The 19,839-nt window shown below is 45.5% G+C and carries 22 protein-coding genes; 11 read left to right on the top strand and 11 right to left on the bottom strand.

Annotation, left to right across the window (positions count from 1 at the left end; translation table 11 throughout):
- Window positions 1-979 precede the first annotated feature (979 nt).
- The gene (locus tag B5F77_RS02415; RefSeq protein WP_087327129.1) at window positions 980-2,077 is read left to right on the top strand and encodes a DUF6261 family protein; all 1,098 of its coding nucleotides are present in this window, start codon (window positions 980-982) and stop codon (window positions 2,075-2,077) included.
- A gap of 188 nt (window positions 2,078-2,265) precedes the next feature.
- Here the strand turns inward: B5F77_RS02415 and B5F77_RS02410 are convergent, their stop codons facing one another.
- Window positions 2,266-3,939 carry a putative transporter gene (locus B5F77_RS02410; protein ID WP_087327126.1) on the bottom strand — a complete coding sequence of 558 codons (1,674 nt, stop codon included), beginning with the start codon at window positions 3,937-3,939 and terminating at the stop codon, window positions 2,266-2,268.
- Between the two features lie 121 nt (window positions 3,940-4,060).
- On the opposite strand from B5F77_RS02410, the gene B5F77_RS02405 reads away from it, so the two are divergent.
- The 4 genes from B5F77_RS02405 to rpmA all read left to right on the top strand — a co-directional run bounded on the left by B5F77_RS02405 (window position 4,061) and on the right by rpmA (window position 6,075).
- The gene (locus tag B5F77_RS02405; RefSeq protein ID WP_087327123.1) at window positions 4,061-4,870 is read left to right on the top strand and encodes a peptidylprolyl isomerase; all 810 of its coding nucleotides are present in this window, start codon (window positions 4,061-4,063) and stop codon (window positions 4,868-4,870) included.
- Window positions 4,871-4,914: 44 nt separating this feature from the next.
- The gene (locus B5F77_RS02400; RefSeq protein ID WP_239445711.1) at window positions 4,915-5,292 is read left to right on the top strand and encodes a hypothetical protein; all 378 of its coding nucleotides are present in this window, start codon (window positions 4,915-4,917) and stop codon (window positions 5,290-5,292) included.
- A gap of 173 nt (window positions 5,293-5,465) precedes the next feature.
- Window positions 5,466-5,783: a 50S ribosomal protein L21 gene (gene rplU / locus B5F77_RS02395; protein WP_087327116.1), complete on the top strand. Its 318-nt coding sequence runs from the start codon at window positions 5,466-5,468 to the stop codon at window positions 5,781-5,783.
- Window positions 5,784-5,808: 25 nt separating this feature from the next.
- The gene (rpmA, locus tag B5F77_RS02390; RefSeq protein ID WP_087327113.1) at window positions 5,809-6,075 is read left to right on the top strand and encodes a 50S ribosomal protein L27; all 267 of its coding nucleotides are present in this window, start codon (window positions 5,809-5,811) and stop codon (window positions 6,073-6,075) included.
- 105 nt (window positions 6,076-6,180) lie between these two features.
- Here rpmA and B5F77_RS02385 read toward each other — a convergent pair whose 3' ends face one another.
- Entirely contained in the window at window positions 6,181-6,975 is a 795-nt protein-coding gene (locus tag B5F77_RS02385; protein WP_087327111.1) for a tetratricopeptide repeat protein, read from the bottom strand.
- A gap of 169 nt (window positions 6,976-7,144) precedes the next feature.
- On the opposite strand from B5F77_RS02385, the gene B5F77_RS02380 reads away from it, so the two are divergent.
- Window positions 7,145-7,945 (top strand): mechanosensitive ion channel domain-containing protein, encoded by an 801-nt coding sequence (locus B5F77_RS02380; RefSeq protein WP_239445714.1) that lies wholly within the window; start codon window positions 7,145-7,147, stop codon window positions 7,943-7,945.
- Between the two features lie 230 nt (window positions 7,946-8,175).
- Here the strand turns inward: B5F77_RS02380 and B5F77_RS02375 are convergent, their stop codons facing one another.
- Window positions 8,176-9,066 carry a 1,4-dihydroxy-2-naphthoate polyprenyltransferase gene (locus tag B5F77_RS02375; protein ID WP_087327367.1) on the bottom strand — a complete coding sequence of 297 codons (891 nt, stop codon included), beginning with the start codon at window positions 9,064-9,066 and terminating at the stop codon, window positions 8,176-8,178.
- Between the two features lie 82 nt (window positions 9,067-9,148).
- Here B5F77_RS02375 and B5F77_RS02370 point away from each other — a divergent pair, with 82 nt between their 5' ends.
- The 3 genes from B5F77_RS02370 (at window position 9,149) to B5F77_RS02360 (ending at window position 10,143) form a co-directional block, all read left to right on the top strand.
- Window positions 9,149-9,550: a hypothetical protein gene (locus B5F77_RS02370; RefSeq protein ID WP_087327108.1), complete on the top strand. Its 402-nt coding sequence runs from the start codon at window positions 9,149-9,151 to the stop codon at window positions 9,548-9,550.
- A 173-nt stretch (window positions 9,551-9,723) separates the two neighbouring features.
- Window positions 9,724-9,927 (top strand): hypothetical protein, encoded by a 204-nt coding sequence (locus B5F77_RS02365; RefSeq protein WP_087327105.1) that lies wholly within the window; start codon window positions 9,724-9,726, stop codon window positions 9,925-9,927.
- 27 nt (window positions 9,928-9,954) lie between these two features.
- Entirely contained in the window at window positions 9,955-10,143 is a 189-nt protein-coding gene (locus B5F77_RS02360) for a hypothetical protein (RefSeq protein WP_087327103.1), read from the top strand.
- Window positions 10,144-10,311: 168 nt separating this feature from the next.
- Here B5F77_RS02360 and B5F77_RS02355 read toward each other — a convergent pair whose 3' ends face one another.
- The 8 genes from B5F77_RS02355 to B5F77_RS02320 all read right to left on the bottom strand — a co-directional run bounded on the left by B5F77_RS02355 (window position 10,312) and on the right by B5F77_RS02320 (window position 17,532).
- A complete protein-coding gene (locus B5F77_RS02355) occupies window positions 10,312-11,127 on the bottom strand; it encodes a peptidylprolyl isomerase (RefSeq protein WP_087327100.1) in 816 nt (271 codons plus the stop codon).
- A gap of 12 nt (window positions 11,128-11,139) precedes the next feature.
- Entirely contained in the window at window positions 11,140-12,960 is a 1,821-nt protein-coding gene (locus B5F77_RS02350) for a U32 family peptidase (protein ID WP_087327099.1), read from the bottom strand.
- Window positions 12,957-13,913, bottom strand: a complete 957-nt coding sequence (metA, locus tag B5F77_RS02345) for a homoserine O-succinyltransferase (protein WP_087327095.1) — start codon at window positions 13,911-13,913, stop codon at window positions 12,957-12,959. Before metA ends, B5F77_RS02350 begins: the two co-directional genes overlap by 4 nt.
- A gap of 361 nt (window positions 13,914-14,274) precedes the next feature.
- Window positions 14,275-14,823 carry a DJ-1 family glyoxalase III gene (locus B5F77_RS02340; protein WP_087327093.1) on the bottom strand — a complete coding sequence of 183 codons (549 nt, stop codon included), beginning with the start codon at window positions 14,821-14,823 and terminating at the stop codon, window positions 14,275-14,277.
- A gap of 10 nt (window positions 14,824-14,833) precedes the next feature.
- On the bottom strand, window positions 14,834-15,685 hold the full coding sequence (locus B5F77_RS02335) for an energy transducer TonB (protein WP_087327090.1): 852 nt from the start codon (window positions 15,683-15,685) through the stop codon (window positions 14,834-14,836).
- 3 nt (window positions 15,686-15,688) lie between these two features.
- Window positions 15,689-16,096 carry a biopolymer transporter ExbD gene (locus B5F77_RS02330; RefSeq protein ID WP_087327087.1) on the bottom strand — a complete coding sequence of 136 codons (408 nt, stop codon included), beginning with the start codon at window positions 16,094-16,096 and terminating at the stop codon, window positions 15,689-15,691.
- Between the two features lie 6 nt (window positions 16,097-16,102).
- Window positions 16,103-16,822, bottom strand: a complete 720-nt coding sequence (locus B5F77_RS02325; RefSeq protein WP_087327084.1) for a MotA/TolQ/ExbB proton channel family protein — start codon at window positions 16,820-16,822, stop codon at window positions 16,103-16,105.
- Window positions 16,819-17,532: a pyridoxine 5'-phosphate synthase gene (locus B5F77_RS02320; protein ID WP_087327080.1), complete on the bottom strand. Its 714-nt coding sequence runs from the start codon at window positions 17,530-17,532 to the stop codon at window positions 16,819-16,821. Before B5F77_RS02320 ends, B5F77_RS02325 begins: the two co-directional genes overlap by 4 nt.
- A gap of 86 nt (window positions 17,533-17,618) precedes the next feature.
- Between B5F77_RS02320 and B5F77_RS02315 the strand changes: the two genes are divergently transcribed.
- Window positions 17,619-18,284 carry a CBS domain-containing protein gene (locus B5F77_RS02315; protein ID WP_087327364.1) on the top strand — a complete coding sequence of 222 codons (666 nt, stop codon included), beginning with the start codon at window positions 17,619-17,621 and terminating at the stop codon, window positions 18,282-18,284.
- On the top strand, window positions 18,281-19,174 hold the full coding sequence (locus B5F77_RS02310; protein WP_087327076.1) for an NAD kinase: 894 nt from the start codon (window positions 18,281-18,283) through the stop codon (window positions 19,172-19,174). Before B5F77_RS02315 ends, B5F77_RS02310 begins: the two co-directional genes overlap by 4 nt.
- The last annotated feature ends 665 nt before the right edge of the window (window positions 19,175-19,839 follow it).

Raw genomic sequence — 19,839 nt, 5'->3', positions numbered from 1 at the left:
CGATGCCCCCCTCTTCCGACCCCAAGGGGGTCGAACAGGAGCAAACTGGGTGTGGTTCGACCCCTTCGAGGTCGAGACCCTGGGGCAGACTTTGACCGCAGGTGTCGCTGGCGCGCCACGCAGCGGTTAAACATGATTGAACCTCTTTGAGGTTCGATTGCAATACCCTGAGATGCTTCGACTTCGCTCAGCATGACGTATATATATGTCTAGCATGACGCGGAAGGAACTCAAGTAGACGAGGGACGGCAAAGCCGTCCCACCATGCTTAACCGCGGGTGACGCGTTAGCGTTACCTGCGGTAGCCGATGTCTCCTCTCTCCCGACCCCGCCGGGGTCGAACAAGGCGGACACGAAGAAGTTCGACCCCTTCGAGGTCGAGACCGTGGGGCGGACTTTGACCGCAGGTGCCGCTTCGCGCCACACAGCCGGTTAAGCATGGTTAGACCTCTTCGAGGTCTGACGAGGCAACTTATTTGAAGAAAAAAGGCCGATGCGAATCGCCCGAAATATGTTTTATTAGTGAATGTGGCCCCATTTCCTCCGGGATTTGGGGCTTTTCACGTGTTTCAAAGTACTTGCAGGCAGACAGAAAATAGTTAGAAAAACGTTGGAAATGGTATTGCGTGGACGCAATTTGACTTCCAACGTGATTGAAAGCCCATTGTGTGAACGCAATTCCATTTCCAACGCGATTGGAAGGCCATTGCGTAGACGCAATTCCATTTCCAACGCGGTTGGAAGCCCATTGTGTGTACACAATTCCATTTCCAACGTGATTGGAAGGCCATTGTGTGTACACAATTCCATTTCCAACGCGATTGGAAGCCTTTTGCGTGGACGCAAGGGCATTTCCAACGTTTTTGAAGGCCAAATTTCTTAATAAAATCTAAAAACAAAACCAAAAGGAAGGCGTTTAGCTGAAAATGTTTACCTTCGAAACCGATATCTATTTTGTATAATTAAAAACGTTAATATTATGGGAACAATCACGAAAATCAAAGATTTTTATTCGGATAGGTTGAACAACTATGAGTATGCCTATTTTGCCACCGAATTTCTTTCCTTAGTAAAAGCTACTACGGCGGAAAAACTGCACGTCGCTCCCAATGTGGTAGATACCTTGGCGGCGGATACGGCTCTGTTTACGGATTTCACGCGGCAGACCCGCATTTCGGACGAAACCGCCAAAATAGCGGATATCGACGCCCAAACGGACGATTTGATTATCGCTATTTTCGAATCGGTACGGAGTAACAAAAAATCCCCGTTGGCCGCACGGAAGACAGCTGCGACGGAGCTTTACAATGTGTTGAAACCCTACACGGGATGTTACCAATTGGCACAACGACAAGAGGTACAGGCCGTTCGGGGTATGTTGACGGATTTGGCGAAAGAGAAGGCAGCGGCTCATGTAGCGACGCTGAAACTGGACGATTTGGTTGAAGCGCTGACGGAAAGCGTGGACCAATATGCCGCATTGCTGACGCAGCGGGAAGAGGGGAAGGCCGAGAACGTGGGGATGGCTAAGAAGGTTCGCGCCTCGTTGGTGGAACAGTATGACTATATTACGACCGTCGCGTTTGCGTTCAGCGTAGCCGAGCCGTCGGAGGAATTGGATAATTTCATCCAGAAAACCAACCTGTTAATAGACAGTGCGAAAAAGGCCTACAATTTGCGGACGGGCACGAAGGGCGGAAAGGAAGAAGACCCGACTGTCTCCAATCCGGAAGAGCCCGAACCCGTCACCCCGGCCATCACTGCCGTCTACCAGAAGGAAGGAGGCGACCCGGAGAATCCGAACCGCATCGAGCGAGGCGAGCAAACCGGCGTGGAATATCAAGGCTTCACCTTGAAGGGACAAGACGGCACGCTGGATCATGTCGTCGCGCTTATCAACGACCAGGATTATCCGGAATGGATTAAACCGGCGACTATCACCAACGTCACGGAAAACAGTTTCGAATTTACCATGGTGCCGGACTTGACAGAAGGACAATATAAAGTCCGTATTGAGACGTATGATGGCGGAAGTCCGCTGGTAGTGGAATATCCGGAGCCCATCACGTTGTGGTAATTGACAATGGACAATTAATATGCTTGTAGGGGGTGCCGGAATGAAAATATGGCACACCGAACACAGATTTAACAGACGACTGCAGATTCTTTTTGTTGATTTATAACTAAATCAATCTGTGGTTATCTGTTAAATCTGTGTTTGGTGTGCCATTTCCTATTTCGACATCATTTAATTTATGCCCACCCCTACGCGAAGAAGAGTATCAGCAACTGGGCTGTGACGACGCGCAGGAACATGGAAAGCGGATAGACCGTAGCGTAGCCGACAGACGGCGCATCGTTTCCCGCCGTAGCATTTGAGTAAGCCAAAGCAGGGGGGTCGGTCGTACTTCCGGCAATCATACCCATGAGGGTGAAATAGTTTATCTTGCAGAATTTACGCGCAATGAACCCGATGATAAGCAGCGGCAAGAGGGTGATGATAAAGCCATAGCCAATCCACGCATAACCACCGTTTACAATCGTCTCGACGAATCCGTTGCCCGCACCCAAACCTACGCAGGCGAGGAACATGGTGATACCGATTTCGCGCAACATGAAGTTGGCGCTCTGCGTCGTATAGGTGATGAGCTTGTAATGATATCCGAAACGGCTGATGAGGATGGATACGACGAGCGGTCCGCCGGCCAAACCCAACTTCAGCGGTTGCGGGATGCCTGGAATCCAAATAGGAAGGCTTCCGAGGATGATACCTAAACCAATGCCCACGAAGATGGCGATAAGGTTCGGCTCGTTGAGTCGTTTCATCGAGTTGCCCAATACCTTTTCGACATTAGCCACCGAAGCTTCCGTACCGATAACGTTCACGCGGTCGCCCACTTGCAAGGTGAGGTTCGGACGAGCCACGAGGTCCATACCCGCACGGTTGACGCGCGTAATGTTGATGCCATAAAGCTTGCGAAGTTGCAAATCCCCTAATCGCTTGCCGTTCAATTCCGGTTTGGTAATCAGGATACGTCGATTGATGAATTGGCTCTCCATACGGATCCATTGTTTGCGTTCCATGTTGATTTCTTCTCCAATGAAGGTCTTCAACGTTTCAGCATCCGTTTCGGTTGTGATGACGAAAATCTTGTCATTCTCGTGCAAGACAGTCGAGGAAGAGACGATGTCAATTTTCTTGTCGCTGTCCCGCCAAATACGCGAAATAACGAATTCGCGATGTTCGAGCAGGGTCGAGAGCTCGCCTACGCTTTTCCCAAATACGGCTGGATTCTTGACGATAAGCGAGATAGGAATCGCGCCGTGTGTATGGGCAGCTTCTTCTTTTTCCAATTGCTCATTCTCTTTCTGGAAAGAGACTTTGAAGGCATATCGGATAATGATGGTCGAGAGGATGATACCTACCACACCCAACGGATAAGCAACAGCGTAGCCCGTCGCAATCGTATGGTCGGCTACCCCGTACATGTCCGAATAAGCTTGTTGCGCTGCACCCAAACCCGGTGTATTGGTCACTGCACCTGAAAGGATACCTACCATGGTAGACATCGGGATTCCCGTTACAAAATGAATAATTACCGTCGTAACGACGCCCAACAGAATAATCCCACAAGCCAACATATTCAGCGTTACGCCTCCTTGCTTGAAGGATGAAAAGAATCCCGGACCTACTTGCATACCGACCGAATAGACGAACAAAATCAATCCAAATTCTTGGAAGAAGTGGATGACGCTCGGATCGATGGTGATGCCAAAGTGGCCCATGATGATTCCTACGAACAACACAAATGTGACACCCAGCGATACCCCGAAGATTTTCACCTTCCCTAACTGGATACCCGCCGCTATCACAAACGACATTAATAATATGGAGTGCCCAATGCCTTTCCCCCATATCAATTCATTTAACCAATCCATAAATAATATGTAAAATGACTAATTTCTTATTAATGGTCAATCGAGGTGCAAAGTTAAATATATATTTTTGTTCCGCAAACGAATGATAGGGGAACTTTATATTAATAATAATAGGTATAAGATGAAAAAGCGAATCAATAGCTTGTTTTTGGGATTATTGGCCATCGGGATGCCTCTTTATGTGTCAGGACAGGAGGTGGAGATTACGACCAATGTAGGGGTGATGCGGGCGAAACTCTACGAGGATGTACCGCATCATGTGCAAACGTTCGTTGAAAGGGCAAAGGCTGGTGCGTATGATGGGACGCTTTTTACGCGCGTCATCCGCGATTTTATGATTCAGGGTGGAGCACCTGATTCGCGAGGAGCGGCTCCCGGTCAGCGAGTTGGATTCGGAGATCGGAGTGCGGAGATACTCCCCGAAGCGACGCCCCAACACTTTCATAAACGAGGCGCCCTGGCCGCACCTCGGCAAAACGACGATATCAATCCGAAACGTAAATCGGATATGTCTCAATTCTTTATTGTGCAAGGGCGGGTATATCGAAGCGGCGAATTGGATACACTCGAACTCATAGCCAACCAAAAGGCACGAAAAAAGGCGTTGGATGCCTATTATTACCCTGTAAAGGCAGAACTTACGGAGTTGAGAACGAATAATCCTCGCGAATTTAACAAGCGGGCTGCCCGTATTACGGCACAAATCGATTCGGTCGTAAGAGCTACTCCGGGACATTTGATATTCACGCCAGCGCAGCGCGAGGCGTATACGACCGTGGGCGGCGCCCATCATTTGGATGGGCAATATGTCGTTTATGGCGAATTGACGGAGGGATTTGATGTATTGGAAAAAATCTCCCGCCAACCGACGGATAAATACGACCGTCCGAAGCAGGATATCCAAATCCTCCATGTGAAAATATTGGAATAATCATACATATTAATCTATACGACGTGTTAAAACGAGACTTTATAATGGTTCAGATTGAAGAGCTTGGCAAGGCAATTGCCCAGTTGGTGTTCAATCGGAATGCAGGGAATGGCCCGGATAAGAATCCGGAGATTATCGGCCAATCTTTTCGTTCGCTTAAGACGGATACGGCCTTTTTGTTGAATCATGAACCGGATGAGATTGAATTGGCATTGAATGGTGAGGATGGATGTGGCCTCGAACGGATGGAGTTGGCGGCTAAACTTTTGATAGAAGAAAGTTATCTCTCGTCCGTCCCGTTGCCTTTGTTGAATAAAGCACAAGAGTTGTTGTATTATTTGCAGATACACGATACGGCTTTCTCGCTCGAGCGGATGATGCTCTTGCAAGATATTGAAGTGGAAATCAAAAGGCTTTCGTAAATAATTATAGGCATAATCGAAGAAAAATATAGGCATAAAAAAGGAGAAATATAGTTGTAAATTTCCCGAAATATGCCTATCTTTGCCCCGATTTTTCCGCAAAGGGTAGACAAGTAATGCGCGAAGGCATTCACCCTCCGGACCTAACCTGTTTAAAATGAATAAAAAGACAGATGTACGTAGTAGTAGAAATTAATGGCCAGCAGTTTAAGGCCGAAGAAGGAAAGAAGTTGTTTGTGCACCACATCCAGAATGCTGAAAACGGTGCGGTAGTTGAATTCGATCGCGTATTGTTGGTAGACAAAGGCGAAGAAGTGACCGTAGGCGCTCCTATAGTGGAAGGTGCAAAGGTGGTATGCGAAGTCGTATCTCCGCTCGTAAAAGGAGATAAGGTGTTGGTATTCCACAAGAAAAGAAGAAAAGGTTACCGCAAGCTGAATGGTCATCGCCAGCAGTTTACGGAGGTTTTGATTAAAGAAGTAGTTGCATAAACATTAGTTAAAGGAGAATAGAAAAATGGCACATAAAAAAGGTGTTGGTAGTTCGAAGAACGGTCGCGAATCAGAAAGCAAACGTTTGGGCGTAAAATTGTTTGGTGGTGAAGTTGCAAAGGCTGGTAATATTATTGTTCGCCAACGTGGTACAGCTCATCATCCGGGTATGAACGTAGGTATGGGTAAGGATCATACACTTTATGCTTTGATTGACGGTGTTGTCACTTTCCACAAAGGACGTAAAGATCGTTCGTACGTATCGGTAAAAGAGATTACAGCAGAAGCTTGATAAGAAAAACGGAATAATGCCGTGTTTTTCATGATTACGATGAGTGAACTCGTATAGTCGGGTTCACTTTTTTTGTGTGAAGTACAAGGAGTGAGGTGTGGATGATTATTTGCACACCTTCTCCAATTCGTCAATGACCTGAGCATCATAACCCAGAGTGCGGGCTTGTTTTAAATCTTCGAGCGCAGATTCTTTTTCATATTGTGCAATTTTGACCTTTGCGCGTAGAACATATAAGCTGGCCGAGGGCGTACCTTCGACGAATACTTTGTTGATATCGGCCATAGCTCGTGCGTTCTTTCCCATTAGAAAATACAAATCCGCTCGACCTTCGTAGAGTTCCCATTCACGAGGCATCCGTTCGATGAGGAAAGTATAAATACGTTCACTTTCATTGTAATTGCCACGAGTCTTTTCCAAAATAGCATAGCCGATGCGTGCACGTACGGATTTTTCGTTAATTTGTAGGATTTGATCGAAATCTCCTTCGGCTGAGGCAAATTTCTTCTGTGAGAGATAGAGCAGACCTCGGCAGAAGAGAGCTTCTTGGTGTTGCGGTTCGAGTGCAAGTAGGGTATTGTAATCTGTAATAGCTTGATCCGTTTCGCCTAATTCTGTGTAGAGAGAGGCTCGGTTTTCCAGGATAGTTGTACTTTTAGGATGAAGGCTAAGGGCTGCGGTATAGGATGTAAGTGCTTCTTGCTTTTTGCCTTGTCGTCGTTGTACGGTACCAAGGTTGCACAATAGGGCGAAGTTAGCTGGGTTCCCTGGTTCGAGATGCATCGCCTCTTTGAGAGCTGCTTCCGCTGATACCCAGTCGTTCTTTTCCGTAAAGTCACAACTTTTCTCTATCCATTCTTCGTATGTTTGGGCAGATAGGCAGGCAGGTAAGCTAACCATTGAAAGAAATAATGCGACATATACAAATCTTTTTGCCATAAAATATTGTTGTTTAAAATAGACGTTGCAAATCTACGGATTTATCACGTCGATGGGAAATAATTAAAACTTAAATAGAATGAATATGCTTTTATTAAATGCAATTACGTCTGGCGAGAAGTTGGACAGGATGATTGATTCGCTTCTTCGCCATGGAGAAGCATTAGGGTGGACACTTATCAAAGCAGCAGCGGTATTTATCATTGGCCGTTTGTTGATAGGAGTAATAAATAAACTCGTGAGTCGAATTCTCGTGCGGAGAAACATTGATCCATCGGTCAAGAGTTTTATTGGAAGTTTGGTACACGTTTCGTTGATGATTCTACTGATTGTGTCAGTCGTAGGAGTATTGGGTGTACAAACCAGTTCGTTTGCAGCCTTGCTTGCTTCGGCCGGTGTAGCCGTTGGTATGGCTTTGAGTGGTAATTTGTCGAATTTTGCGGGGGGATTGATTATCCTTGTATTCAAGCCCTATAAAGTGGGGGATTTTATTGAAGCATTGGATGTCTCTGGTACAGTGCAAGAGATACAGATTTTTCATACTGTGCTTTCTACAACAGATAATAAGATAATCTACGTTCCAAATGGTTCGTTGAGCAGCGGGGTCGTGGTAAATTATAGCTATCGAGATGTCCGAAGAGTCGATTGGACATTTGGTGTAGAATATGGTACATCGTATGTACATGTGAAAGAGGTACTCGATGATATTATCGCTCATGAAACGCGAATCCTTCGTGAACCAGCACCTCCCTTTGTGGCTATGAGCCAATTGGCCGATAGTAGTGTGAACTATGTAGTGCGTGTATGGGTTAAGAGTGCGGATTATTGGGATGTATTTTATGAAATGAATCGTACAGTATACGAACGATTCAATGCAGAAGGTATTGGATTCCCATTCCCGCAACTGACCGTTCATCAAGCCAAAGATTAGTTGAGCTTGAAAAGATTTGGTTGTACGAAAGGCAGGGTTTTGTTCATAAACAATGCCATTTAATTCGAAAATCACTTTTTAATATATCGGATTAAGATGAATTGTGTACCTTTGCCTATGTGAACGGTTAAATTTATGATCCCTTTGGTGGGGCTTTTTATTATACTAATATTAATGTTAACGCATTCATGCGAAGGCTGTCCTACACGTATGTAGGATGGCCTTTTTTGTTAGTATAAGAGGAGTGTCATACAAAGTAAAAGAGCGAAAAGGAAAACATTGCGGGCGGTATGTCCTAATGTCCGGTTGAGTGCTTGTCCTTCCTTTCTTCTCATTTCTTGCCAAGTAGCAATGAAAAGGACGAAGAAGATACCATAAAATACCTGAAAAGTAACATCTAATTGAATAATGAGAGGAAAGACTAGTGCGAGGGCTAGCAATCCATTTATGAGGTAAATGACTCGTCCAAATTTTCTTCCGAAAAGGACAATCGTTGTCCGTTTACCGGAGGCTTTGTCTTGTCGGTAGTCTCGGTAATTGTTTACAATCAGAATATTAACGGAGAGTAATCCTATGGATAATGAAAGAATCAATGCTAAACTGCTAAATGTCAACGCTTGCACGTAATAGGTGAAACACACCGGAACAATGCCATAAAAGAGAAGTACGCACACATCTCCCAACCCATGATAGGCCAGCGGAAAAGGACCTGCTGAATAAGCCAGTACGCACAAGGCAATCGCTATGCCTACGAATATCAACTTCCATCCCCCATAAGCCAGTAAACCACATCCCGCAAGGCAGGCCACGCCCAGTGTAATCCATGTTCCTTGGAGCATAGCTTGGGGCGATATCCAACCTTGTGCTACGGCCCGTTCAGGTCCTACGCGGTCTTCGCCATCTGCTCCTTTTTTAAAATCAAAATAATCGTTGGCAAAATTGCTTGCTATTTGTGCTAACAATGCTACGCATATACACAATAAAGCGGGTATCCATTGGAAAATCCCCTCTCGGTAAGCCAATGCGCATCCAACTAATACAGGGCTTACCGAAGCCGTTAACGTACGTGGACGAGCTGCTTCTAGCCATGCCAACCCTTTATTCATCCTCTTTTTTTCCATCATATATCTATTTTTCGCGCAAAATTAAAACTATTTTCGTCAAAATGTAGTTCATTTACGAAGAAAACTCTATATTTGCGGCATGAAACAATTTCTATATGTCATCGGCATTGTATTGTTCTTCTTCCTATTCAGTTCGAATCGGGAAGGAGCTCGTTTGCATGTAGAAATTCCTCAAGAAGAGGATGTCGTGATGGTAGAAACGGGAAAGGCCGATATGGAGCAATGCTTGAAAGCCATTTCCGATGAAATGAAGCATAGTAATTTGCTTACTCCGAGGCGGGCATTTGTCCCTCTTTCGTGCCATCTTACCTCGCGTTTTCATTCGCAAATAGGGAAAAACATCCAATTCTGGCGTATCAAAGAACACGAGTTGATTACCAAAGTGTGGGAAAACGAGGCTATTCAGCATCGTGTGAATTATTCTACCCTTTTATGTCGCAATGGCTATCATGTCTTTGCGCTTCGAAAACTCTTGATTTAGCCCTCTCTCTTTTCTTTTAATAGGCGGATGTCGTTCATCGATAGATGGGCGACCCGCCATACTTTGCGTTTTTTATTCGCAAATTCCATTTCGTTTTTATCAATATTTACAGTTATAATGACGATCCGTTATAGTTATAATGGATTGCGTTTACAATTAAAAAGAAAAGAATCATGGCACAGAAATCAAATAAAGCTCAAATGTGGTTTTCTATTGTTTTAATCCTTATAGGATGTGTATTAGCATGTAGTTCAATTATTCCAAACGATTATTTGAAGTTGGTAGTCGTATTGGTGGCTTTGGGTTATGGCTTGTATGGCATCATGAAGACGCTTAGTTCGTCGGAAGAAGAAACGGAAGAAGCAATCGAGAAATAAATTCATGAACATTAAAAATAGAAAATCATGCGCATAAATAAAGACTTGGCGGAAGCTGTATTGATGCTTTCGTGTATTTCATTGGTATTAGTAGGTACGACTGAATTTGATTCTTCCTCCAATAAAACTATCATTATGATAGTATTAGCTATTTTGGCCGTGTGTATGGCCGTAGCTCGGTTTATGGGTGGAAAGAAACAGCCGGTAAACGAATAAATCTGAAGCGGATGCCGTCTTCTTTTGATGTGATATCAAGGTGTCCGATGCTTATTTTTTCTGCCTATTTTAATAACTTGCTATATATTCGGATGAGGTGAGTCGTTCGCTTCGGCGGCATACGTACAGAATATGGGAGGTTGCGGAGCCATTCCGCAACTCCCTTTTTTACTTTTGAAAGACATGCGTAGAACGAATGACTATATCCTTCACTGGCCGGTCATTTTTATCTGTTTCGACGAGCGACATCTTTTCGACGACGTCTAATCCTTCGACCACTTCGCCAAAGACTGTTACCGAGCCATCTAAGTGAGGTGAACCTCCGAGTGTCCGATAGATTTCTCGATGAGCTTCAGGAATGCGTAAAGGGTCAAGCGTAGACAGAGTATCTTCTACCAGGAGCGTTGTTTGCATGTGCAGTTCATCTGCCATCTCTGCTTGAGAGAGCGCAGGATTCTCTTGTTTTAGCCGGGCTTGGAATCGGTAATAAAGCCATGTGCGGCGCGTGTTATTGATACGTTCTTCCATTTTGTTCAGTTCTTCATCTGTCCATTTCTTCCCTTGGATAAAGCAAAATTGGGTCCCTGCCGAACGGCGTTCGGGATTTACTTCATCACTTTCTTTGGCATCAATCAATGCACCTCGCTTGTTGAAATGATTGGGGAGGATTTCGGCTGGAACCGTATAGCCGCCATCTCCATCGCCATAAAGCACGCCTGGTTCGTGAGCTTTGCTCGCCGGATCGCCTCCTTGTACAACAAATTCTTGGATAACACGGTGGAATAACATGCCCTCATAGGCATTCTCTCGGCAAAGTTTGATGAAATTATCGCGATGCAAGGGCGTATCGTCGTAGAGCATCACTGTTACATCTCCCATCGAAGTCTCAATCCGTACATAGACGGGCTTGTTAGGGTCTAATTCTTGTGTGCACGAGGTGAGCCATCCCACCAGGAAACACCACATCATAATCTTCTGTATCATATTCTTTTCTCTTTATGATTTATCTTCTTTGTAAATAAGCATCTGGCAATGTGCGCAATCGAAGGCCAGGCGGAGTTTCGTCTGTTTCCACACCAGGTAATAAGGTTCGCGGAATGACGTTTTTCCTCGCTGGAAACGTGGGCACCATCCGAAGCTATAACGCAGACAATGTTTGGTGAACATGAGCGGAACACCAGCATTTCTCTCCCGTTCATAGGCGTATTCAACGTGGTTTACGCCCTGTTTTTGGTAGAATGCCTTGGCTTTTTCGTTCAATACATTGCCTAAATAGGTCAGTGTTTGGAGGGGATAAACTGCCTTTTCGGCTTTCTTTCGAACCTCTCGTCGGTAGTTTATTTTCCGAAGCGAAAGCAAGCGTTCGACTGCCTCCCGACGCATTTCGGCCAAGAGCGAGGAGGGCACGAAGAATTCTCCCGATAATTCAATTCGAATATAACGAGAATCGAACGGAGTATTGCCTAATTTCGCGAGCTGTGTTCGTATATTTTCCGTTTGCGCCTTTTGAGCCGGTTCTTTTTGGAAAGGTCGGGCTATCGTCACGCGTGCTCCACTTTCGTCCTCCATCGTTAATGAGAAACCGAAAGCATGGTCTGAAAAGGTGATATCTACCGCTATCCTTCGTTCGGCCGAGGGTTTGGCCAGTTGCTTTTCGAAGGCTTGGTCGAAATTGCGGTAGAGCTTCGTCTTAGGGCGGAGGGCAGGCATTTCTTGCGGATAGATACGATTGGCTTCTGCTCGGTTCACGCGGAATCCCTCCAATTCGCCTCGTGTGTTGAAAAACGAAAGTCCATCGCCATTATTTAATGTAGATGTACCGGCAAGTGTGAAACTGTTTCCTTTCAGTTCCTTAACTTGCCCTACGTATTCGCCTTGCGATTTGGGTGTGTCGAAGGCGGTAATGTCTCGTTGTCTCCCTTGCAGGAAGAAGGTCGTAAAGCCTCGGTTGAAACTCTTTTCGGCTTGGGGCGTGAAGGTGAAGCGGCATGTCCCGTCTGATGCGCGCCGGATGGTTTTTCCTTCCAGAATGCGGTCTAAGAGTTGTCGGTAATAGGCAGTTATGTTCTTTACATAGGATACCTCTTTCAGTCGTCCTTCTATTTTGAAGGAGGTGACGCCTGCTTCGATCAGTTCGGCCAGATGGGCAGATTGGTTCAGGTCGCGAAGGGAGAGCAGGTGCTTTCCTTGTGCGATTTCACGTCCGTCGGCATCGACCATCGTATAGGGAAGTCGGCAATATTGTGCGCATTCGCCCCGGTTCGCACTTCTCCCGGAGAGGGCGGCGCTCAGGTAGCATTGTCCGCTATAGCTCACACAGAGGGCACCATGTACGAATACCTCGAGGGCGACATTTGTTTGCATAGCCATCTGTCGTATTTCTTCTAGCGTGAACTCACGTGGGAGTACGACTTGTGTGAAGCCAACCTTCTCCAGGAACTGCACCTTTTCAAGGGTGCGGTTGTCCATCTGTGTACTGGCATGGAGCGGTATCGGGGGGATGTCCATCTCCAGCAGGGCCATGTCTTGCACGATGAGCGCATCCACTCCTGCGTCGTAGAGGCTCCAGGCCATGCGTCGCGCCTCGTCCAGTTCGCTATCTTTCAATAGGGTATTTAGTGCCACATAGATACGGGCACGGTAACGATGGGCATAGGCGCAGAGCTGCTCAATGTCGGTGATAGCGTTGCCTGCCGCTGCACGTGCGCTGAACTTTGGTGCGCCTATGTAGACTGCATCGGCTCCATGGTTAATGGCTTCGATGCCGCACGTGAGGTCTTTGGCAGGAGAGAGTAGTTCGATGTAGGGCTGTCTCATGTCCGGGGGGCATTATCCGTATATAATTCGCCCAGCTGGGCAATATCCTCGCGGTGGAAGGGCGTCGCTTGGTAGACGTAATAGTTCAGCCAGTTCGTGAACAGGAGGTTGGCATGGGCACGCCAGCGTACCACCGGTCCCTGCGACGGCTCGTTGTTCCGGTAATAGTTCTTGGGCACTTGGATGGGCAGTCCTTTGTTCAAATCGCGGATGTATTCGTCGTTCAGTGTGTAGGGTGAATACTCGGAGTGTCCCGTGATGAAGAACTCCCGTCCGCCTCGCGCCATTGCCATGTAAACGCCTGATTCTTCGCTTTCGGACAGGAGGGTCAGCTCGGGTACCTTTAGGATGTCTTCCCGCCGCACCTCCGTATGCCGGCTGTGGGGCACGTAAAATTCATCGTCGAAGCCCCGGAAGATAGGCACGAACGGTTCGCGTATGGTATGCCGGAAGATACCGAACATCTTCTGCGGCAGCGGGTATTTAGGGATGCCATAGAAGTGGTACAACCCCGCTTGTGCTGCCCAACATATATATAAGGTAGAGGTCACGTGCGTCCGCGCCCAGTCGAATATTTCGGCGACCTCCTCCCAGTAAGTCACCTCTTCGAAGGGCATCTGCTCTACGGGTGCTCCCGTGATGATCATTCCGTCGTAGCATCGGTTCTTCATCTCGTCGAAGTCTTTGTAAAACTCGCGCATGTGCTCTATCGGGGTGTTCTTTGGCGTGTGCCCCTTTATCTTCATCAGTTCCATCTCTACCTGTAGCGGTGTGTTGCTGAGCAGGCGCACAAGGTCTGTTTCTGTGGTGACCTTCAGGGGCATAAGGTTTAACACGACGATATGTAGCGGACGAATGTCCTGCGTGGAGGCCCGGAGCGCATCCATCACAAAGATATGTTCTTTCTTCAACAGCTCAATAGCCGGAAGGTTCTTTTGTAAATTAAGTGGCATGATAAAAACGATTTTATTATGCAAAAGTAAACAAATCAGGAAGGATTCGCAATACTGCCCACGCTTTATCCCCTTTTTTTATCCGTAAAAGCCATATGTACTGGCTCGGGAAGGCATACGATGCAGTACTGCACCTCATCCCTTCCCTGACCAGTAAAAGCATACAATCCAGTACTGGATGGAGTCATTATCCCATAGTAGATTGAGTCTAAATCCAATACTGGATTGAATTATTATCTACTACTGGATGGAGTCATTATCCACTACTGGATTGATGCCATTAACTGTATTGTGAAGGCATAAAGAAAGGCGCACGGGGCAAATCCCGTACGCCTCTGTATGCGGTATGCGCATTGGCTTGTTAAGCGAGGAGCATCCCGGCAGCCACCTCTTCGGCTACGGCATTACCCTTGATGGCCCGGACGAGCGCGAGGCCGAAATCGAATACGAGACCGGGACCTTTGCCGGTAATGACGTTCCCGTCCGTTTCCACGTTCGCGCCGCAGGTCGTGGCGCCAATCAGAGCCTCTTCGAAGCCAGGGTAGCACGTTGCGCGGCGACCCTTCGTGAGACCTAATCCACCCAAAACCAACGGGGCAGCGCAGATGGCAGCGACGATGCGGCCATCGCGGTATTGCTGGAGGAGAGCCTCCTTGAGCGGTTCGTGGGCGTTGAGGTTATGCGCGCCGGGCAGTCCGCCTGGCAAGACGAGGGCAGCGGCTCCGGCCAGCGGAGCTTCCTCGAACAGATAGTCCGCGCAGACGGGTATGCCATGTGCGCCCACGACCGTCTTATTGCCCGTGATAGAGACTGTAGCAGCTTGAATGCCGGCGCGGCGGAGTACGTCGGCCGTCCCGATAGCTTCCATTTCTTCGAAGCCAGTAGCTAAAAATACGAATGCTTTTTCCATTGCTGTTTAATTATTTAAGTTTGTAGACATACGTGATAGTCCCGCTTTGGTTGTTGGCTCCGCTGATGCTGTTGAACGTAGCCCGTCGAGCTGCTTCCAAGGCGCTTTGGCGCATCGAAGCGTTGTCGATATTCGTACCACGTCCGACCTCTGCAAAGATGACACAACCTTGGGGATTCACGGTAATATTAATGACAATTTTCCCCTCTTCTTGGATGGTATAAGCCGGACGCGGCAGACCACCAGGACCGAGCGAACGGCCGTTGAGGTTGAAAGAACCATATCCCCCGATGCCATCGTCAGCACCATGGTCAGAATTACCAAATGGACTTCCCTGATTTCCTTCACCTTCCGTTGCGCTACCTTGGCTATTCCCTTCGGCTGTCCCGATACCAAATGCACCGGCTACTTTATTGCTAATGGCTTCTGCTTTTTTACGTCGTTCTTCGGCAAGCCGCTTGGCTTCGGCCTCTTTCTCTTGGCGGATGCGTTCCTGCTCTTCGGCCTCTTTGCGCTTACGTTCCTCTTCGGCTTTACGTTTCTGTTCTTCCTCTTTCCGTTTATCATCGAGGGAGACAGACTCTTCCATATCCTGTGTAATTAAATCCTCCTGAGGTGTTTCAACGGGAGGAACAGGGGTGGGTGGTGGAGGGGTAGTTGTCTCTTCCGGGAGCACTTGACCGGTATATTGCGGTTCAAATGTACCCGCTGCCGAGTCAATATTGCCAAAATTGACCAATACGCCACCATCTTCTTCTGGGATAGCCGCACGGATGACGGTAAACCAGAGGACAAGGAAAAGGGCAGCATGGAAGGCTAGCGTGCCAATGAGTCCGTATGTATCGTCTTTATTCCATTTCATGCGTTATTGAGGCCGGGTAGCCAGCACCATTTTAAATTTGTTTTCGTTAGCGATATTGAGGATTTTTACAATCTCCTTGTATGGAACGGTTTCGTCGGCATACAAAGCGACATACATCTCCGGTTCTTTAGCATAGCAATCCTGCAAGAAGGGTGCTATTTCTTGGAAAGAGACCTGTACTTCCTTCTGTTTGCCAAATGCGACATAGTAATTCAATTGAGAATCAATTGTGACACGTGTGAGCGGCTTTGCCGCCGTTTGCTTTTGTGCTTGCGGCAAGGTTACTTTGATGGCATTGGGGATTACGACAGTGGAAGTCACCATAAAGAAGATGAGCAGTAGGAAGATGACGTCGGTCATCGAAGCCATACTGAAGTTTTCAGATACTTTCGTTCTTCTTTTTAATGCCATAATATGTTAGTTTGCCGGTTCGTTTAATAAATCCATAAACTCCATGGTACGCATTTCCATCTTATTGACGACATTATCTACTTGCGATACCAAATAATTGTAAGCGAAGAGAGCGATGATGCCGACTACTAATCCGCCGACTGTCGTAACCAATGCCTCGTAAATACCGCCCGAAAGGAGCGACACGTCTACATTTGTCCCTGCATTAGCCATATCGAAGAAAGCGCGTACCATACCTGTAACCGTACCTAAGAAACCAAGCATCGGAGCTCCTGCCGCAGTAGTGGCAATCAACGGGAACCCTTTTTCCAATTTGGCCACTTCGATATTACCTACATTTTCGATGGCTACCAAAACATCGCTCATTGGACGTCCTAAACGCGTAATACCCTTTTCTATCATGCGGGCATAAGGTGTATTGGTTGTACGACAAAGATTTAACGCAGATTCTACTTTTCCTTCGTGGATATAGTCCTTAATGCGGTTCATAAAGGTTTCATCTTCTTTTCCCGCCCGTTTAATGACCATAAAACGTTGTACGAAGATGTAAATGGCAATCAATGACAATATCAGAAGGACAATCATAATCCATCCGCCTTTGACGGCTAGATCGATGATGTTCATTTCCGCTTCAGCAGGAATAGTCGTAGCAGTTACTTCTGTTAAATCAGGCATTTGGTCGGTAGCTTGGGCAGCTACGGACTGTAAAAAAAGTAGTAAGTTCATTGTAAACACTGTTTGTATTGTTTAATAGTCTCTTTTAATCCTAAGTATAAAGCATCGCAAATAAGGGCATGTCCTATAGATACTTCATCCAGCAAAGGGATGTTTTGCTTGAAATAAGCGAGATTCTCCAAATTTAGGTCATGACCGGCATTAACGCCTAATCCTAAGTTTTTAGCATGTTGTGCCGCTTGAATGAAGGGAGCAATAGCTGCTTCTTTTTGGATAGGGTATTGCGAAGCATATGGTTCGGTATAAAGTTCAATACGGTCGGTACCTGTTTTTGCGGCATAGTCGATATTATCGAGTTCAGTTCCCACAAAGATGGAGGTGCGAATGCCTGCATTTGTGAATTGTTCAATCAATTCAGATAGGAAGTTGAAATGTTTTTTTACATCCCAACCCGCATTGGAAGTAATGGCATCTGGTGCATCCGGTACGAGCGTTACTTGCGTCGGTTTTACCTTTAATACCAAATCTATGAATTTATCGGAGGGATAACCTTCAATGTTGAATTCGGTTTTTATTAACGGTTTTAGTCCGTATACATCGCTGTAGCGGATATGACGTTCATCCGGGCGAGGATGAACTGTGATACCTTGTGCACCAAATGTTTCTGCATCTTGGGCTACTTTCAACACATCCGGCATATTGCCTCCACGGGCATTGCGGAGTGTGGCTACTTTGTTAATGTTTACACTTAAATTTGTCATTGTATATAGTCAAATCTTATTTCTTTGATTACTTTTGTACTCAAGTCGGTTGCAAAATTAGCAGTATTCAGGAAATTAATAGGCAAATGTTGGTAAAAGATTTCATAACAAAAGAAATCCCTGTGTTAAAAAGTTTTGATACAGGAGAGTATGCGTTAGCATTAATGGACGATAATAAGGTGAAGCACTTGCCTCTTTTGGAGGATAATACCAGTTACCGAGGCATTGTTTCGGAAAGGGAATTGTTGAGTTGCTTGGATTTGGCGCGTCCATTGTCGGATTTGAACTTTATAGGTTCGGATTTGATACGTCCGGAAGCGCATTTGTTGGAAGCTTTGTCGTTGATGGCTCGCAATCGGTTAACTGTGTTGCCTGTCGTTTCGGAAGATAATGATTATATAGGTAGTGTGACGCAAGAGGGATTGGTTGGTGCTATGTCTGATTTTTGCCAAGCGGATGTAGCAGGTAGTATTATTATTTTGGAGATATTACCGGTTGATTATTCGGTGGTCGACATTGCGCATTTAGTCGAATCGAACCATGCGCATATCACAGGTTTGTTTACCCAAATAGAATCTACGACAGGACGTTTACTTGTGACGTTGAAAATTGACCAGGAAGATGCCTCGGCCATTATTCGGACGTTTGTCCGTTTTAATTATGTCGTGCTTTGGCATTTTATGAAGAATGGAGTTGTGGATGATATCTTTCAGCAACGAATGAATGAATTAATACATTATTTAAATATATGAAGATTGGAATTTTTGGAAGCGAATATCAAATAGAGAAGCAAAGCATCATCAAGCGTGTCTTCAATAAACTGGACGATCAAGGAGTAGATGTGTATGTCGATGCTTCGTTCGCTCATTTTTTATGGGATGCTTTTCATTATAAACCAGCGATAAAGGGTATTCTTTCGGGGGATTTCTTTGATTTGGATATTGCTATTAGCATGGGAGGGGATGGAACTTTTTTACGGACTGCGGCAAGGGTTAATAAACAAAATATACCCATCTTAGGAATTAATACGGGGCGTTTGGGTTTTTTGGCCGATGTAGGAAGTACAGATATTGAGGATACACTGGATGAATTATTCAAGCATTATTATAAGGTAGAAGAACGGACGTTACTTCGATTGGCTACCGAGAATCATGTTTACCAAGGTTATAATTATGCATTAAACGAAGTGGCTATTCTCAAACGCGATACTTCGTCGATGATTACGATTCATACTGAGTTGAATGGTGAATATCTTACTTCTTATCAAGCAGATGGATTAATTGTAGCTACGCCTACCGGTTCGACGGCTTATTCCATGAGTGTGAACGGTCCTATCATTCTTCCGCAGGATAATAGCTTGGTATTAAGTCCGGTAGCTCCCCATTCGTTGAATGTTCGTCCCTTGGTTATTCCAGATGATTATCGAATCACGTTAGGAGTGGAAAGCCGGAATCGTACTTTTTTGATTTCATTAGATGGACGTTCCGAAGTGTTTCCGGCAGGTATCCGGTTGGAAATCAGTAAAGCGGATTATACAACGAAAGTCATTAAGCGGCATAAACACACCTTTTATCAAACATTGCGCGAAAAATTAATGTGGGGAGCTGATGTCCGGATGGATAAGGAAAGGAATATGAAATAGTAAAATTCTATTTCTTGACTATAAAGGACTGTTTAAGCAAGTGGTTGTCTGTGTTTTATTGGTTAATTCATGTTATATGAATGTGTTTTTGGATATGAAATACTTGTGTTATACAACATAAAACTATACTTTTGTACTGTGTTTTTCATGGTATTAGATTTAAGGTTAACAATGGAGATTGGTTGTCGGGATGACAACCTTTTTCTTTTTATAAAAGTGGATGGCTAAAAATACTCTTCTGTTACTTCATTTTTTTTAGGTCAGCATATCCATAAATAAATCATTTGTTCATTTGGTGAGAAAGCCGATAGGTTTGAGATTAAAATAAACGAACATCGAAAAGGAATCCAATTATAAACGGAATCGAATCCAGTTATAAACGGGAGGGGATATAGTTATAAAAAGTGGGATTTGTAACTATCTTGGAATGAGGCATAATTAAAATTTCTCACAAAAAAGTTGGCAAAATATTTGGCAGGTAATATAAAAGTGTCTACCTTTGCACCCGCAATCGAGAGAGATGCGGCAATAAAAGATAATGAAAGCAAAAACTTCCGAAGAAATTTGGAAGTAATAAGAAAAAGTCATTACCTTTGCGCCACGTTTCGAAAAAAGCGAAAGCGAAGAAGTTCTTTGAAAGAAATTGCATAAACGACCTAAAAGTA

The sequence above is a fragment of the Parabacteroides sp. An277 genome (assembly GCF_002159645.1).
In the GTDB taxonomy this organism is placed as follows: Bacteria; Bacteroidota; Bacteroidia; order Bacteroidales; family Tannerellaceae; genus Parabacteroides.
The sequence above is the reverse complement of the archived record's forward strand: the minus strand, read 5'-3'. Positions and strand labels throughout refer to the sequence as shown.

Excerpts from the sequence above, each read along its gene's own strand:
- B5F77_RS02410 (WP_087327126.1), bottom strand. The coding sequence starts at position 3,939 with ATGGATTGGTTAAATGAATTGATATGGGGGAAAGGCATTGGGCACTCC.
- B5F77_RS02325 (WP_087327084.1), bottom strand. The coding sequence starts at position 16,822 with ATGAACTTACTACTTTTTTTACAGTCCGTAGCTGCCCAAGCTACCGAC.
- B5F77_RS02365 (WP_087327105.1), top strand. The coding sequence starts at position 9,724 with ATGGCACAGAAATCAAATAAAGCTCAAATGTGGTTTTCTATTGTTTTA.
- B5F77_RS02405 (WP_087327123.1), top strand. The coding sequence starts at position 4,061 with ATGAAAAAGCGAATCAATAGCTTGTTTTTGGGATTATTGGCCATCGGG.
- B5F77_RS02415 (WP_087327129.1), top strand. The coding sequence starts at position 980 with ATGGGAACAATCACGAAAATCAAAGATTTTTATTCGGATAGGTTGAAC.
- rpmA (WP_087327113.1), top strand. The coding sequence starts at position 5,809 with ATGGCACATAAAAAAGGTGTTGGTAGTTCGAAGAACGGTCGCGAATCA.
- metA (WP_087327095.1), bottom strand. The coding sequence starts at position 13,913 with ATGCCACTTAATTTACAAAAGAACCTTCCGGCTATTGAGCTGTTGAAG.
- B5F77_RS02335 (WP_087327090.1), bottom strand. The coding sequence starts at position 15,685 with ATGAAATGGAATAAAGACGATACATACGGACTCATTGGCACGCTAGCC.
- B5F77_RS02315 (WP_087327364.1), top strand. The coding sequence starts at position 17,619 with ATGTTGGTAAAAGATTTCATAACAAAAGAAATCCCTGTGTTAAAAAGT.
- B5F77_RS02350 (WP_087327099.1), bottom strand. The coding sequence starts at position 12,960 with ATGAGACAGCCCTACATCGAACTACTCTCTCCTGCCAAAGACCTCACG.
- B5F77_RS02310 (WP_087327076.1), top strand. The coding sequence starts at position 18,281 with ATGAAGATTGGAATTTTTGGAAGCGAATATCAAATAGAGAAGCAAAGC.
- B5F77_RS02370 (WP_087327108.1), top strand. The coding sequence starts at position 9,149 with ATGAAACAATTTCTATATGTCATCGGCATTGTATTGTTCTTCTTCCTA.
- rplU (WP_087327116.1), top strand. The coding sequence starts at position 5,466 with ATGTACGTAGTAGTAGAAATTAATGGCCAGCAGTTTAAGGCCGAAGAA.
- B5F77_RS02340 (WP_087327093.1), bottom strand. The coding sequence starts at position 14,823 with ATGGAAAAAGCATTCGTATTTTTAGCTACTGGCTTCGAAGAAATGGAA.
- B5F77_RS02380 (WP_239445714.1), top strand. The coding sequence starts at position 7,145 with ATGATTGATTCGCTTCTTCGCCATGGAGAAGCATTAGGGTGGACACTT.
- B5F77_RS02355 (WP_087327100.1), bottom strand. The coding sequence starts at position 11,127 with ATGATACAGAAGATTATGATGTGGTGTTTCCTGGTGGGATGGCTCACC.
- B5F77_RS02320 (WP_087327080.1), bottom strand. The coding sequence starts at position 17,532 with ATGACAAATTTAAGTGTAAACATTAACAAAGTAGCCACACTCCGCAAT.
- B5F77_RS02400 (WP_239445711.1), top strand. The coding sequence starts at position 4,915 with ATGGTTCAGATTGAAGAGCTTGGCAAGGCAATTGCCCAGTTGGTGTTC.
- B5F77_RS02375 (WP_087327367.1), bottom strand. The coding sequence starts at position 9,066 with ATGGAAAAAAAGAGGATGAATAAAGGGTTGGCATGGCTAGAAGCAGCT.
- B5F77_RS02360 (WP_087327103.1), top strand. The coding sequence starts at position 9,955 with ATGCGCATAAATAAAGACTTGGCGGAAGCTGTATTGATGCTTTCGTGT.
- B5F77_RS02330 (WP_087327087.1), bottom strand. The coding sequence starts at position 16,096 with ATGGCATTAAAAAGAAGAACGAAAGTATCTGAAAACTTCAGTATGGCT.
- B5F77_RS02385 (WP_087327111.1), bottom strand. The coding sequence starts at position 6,975 with ATGGTTAGCTTACCTGCCTGCCTATCTGCCCAAACATACGAAGAATGG.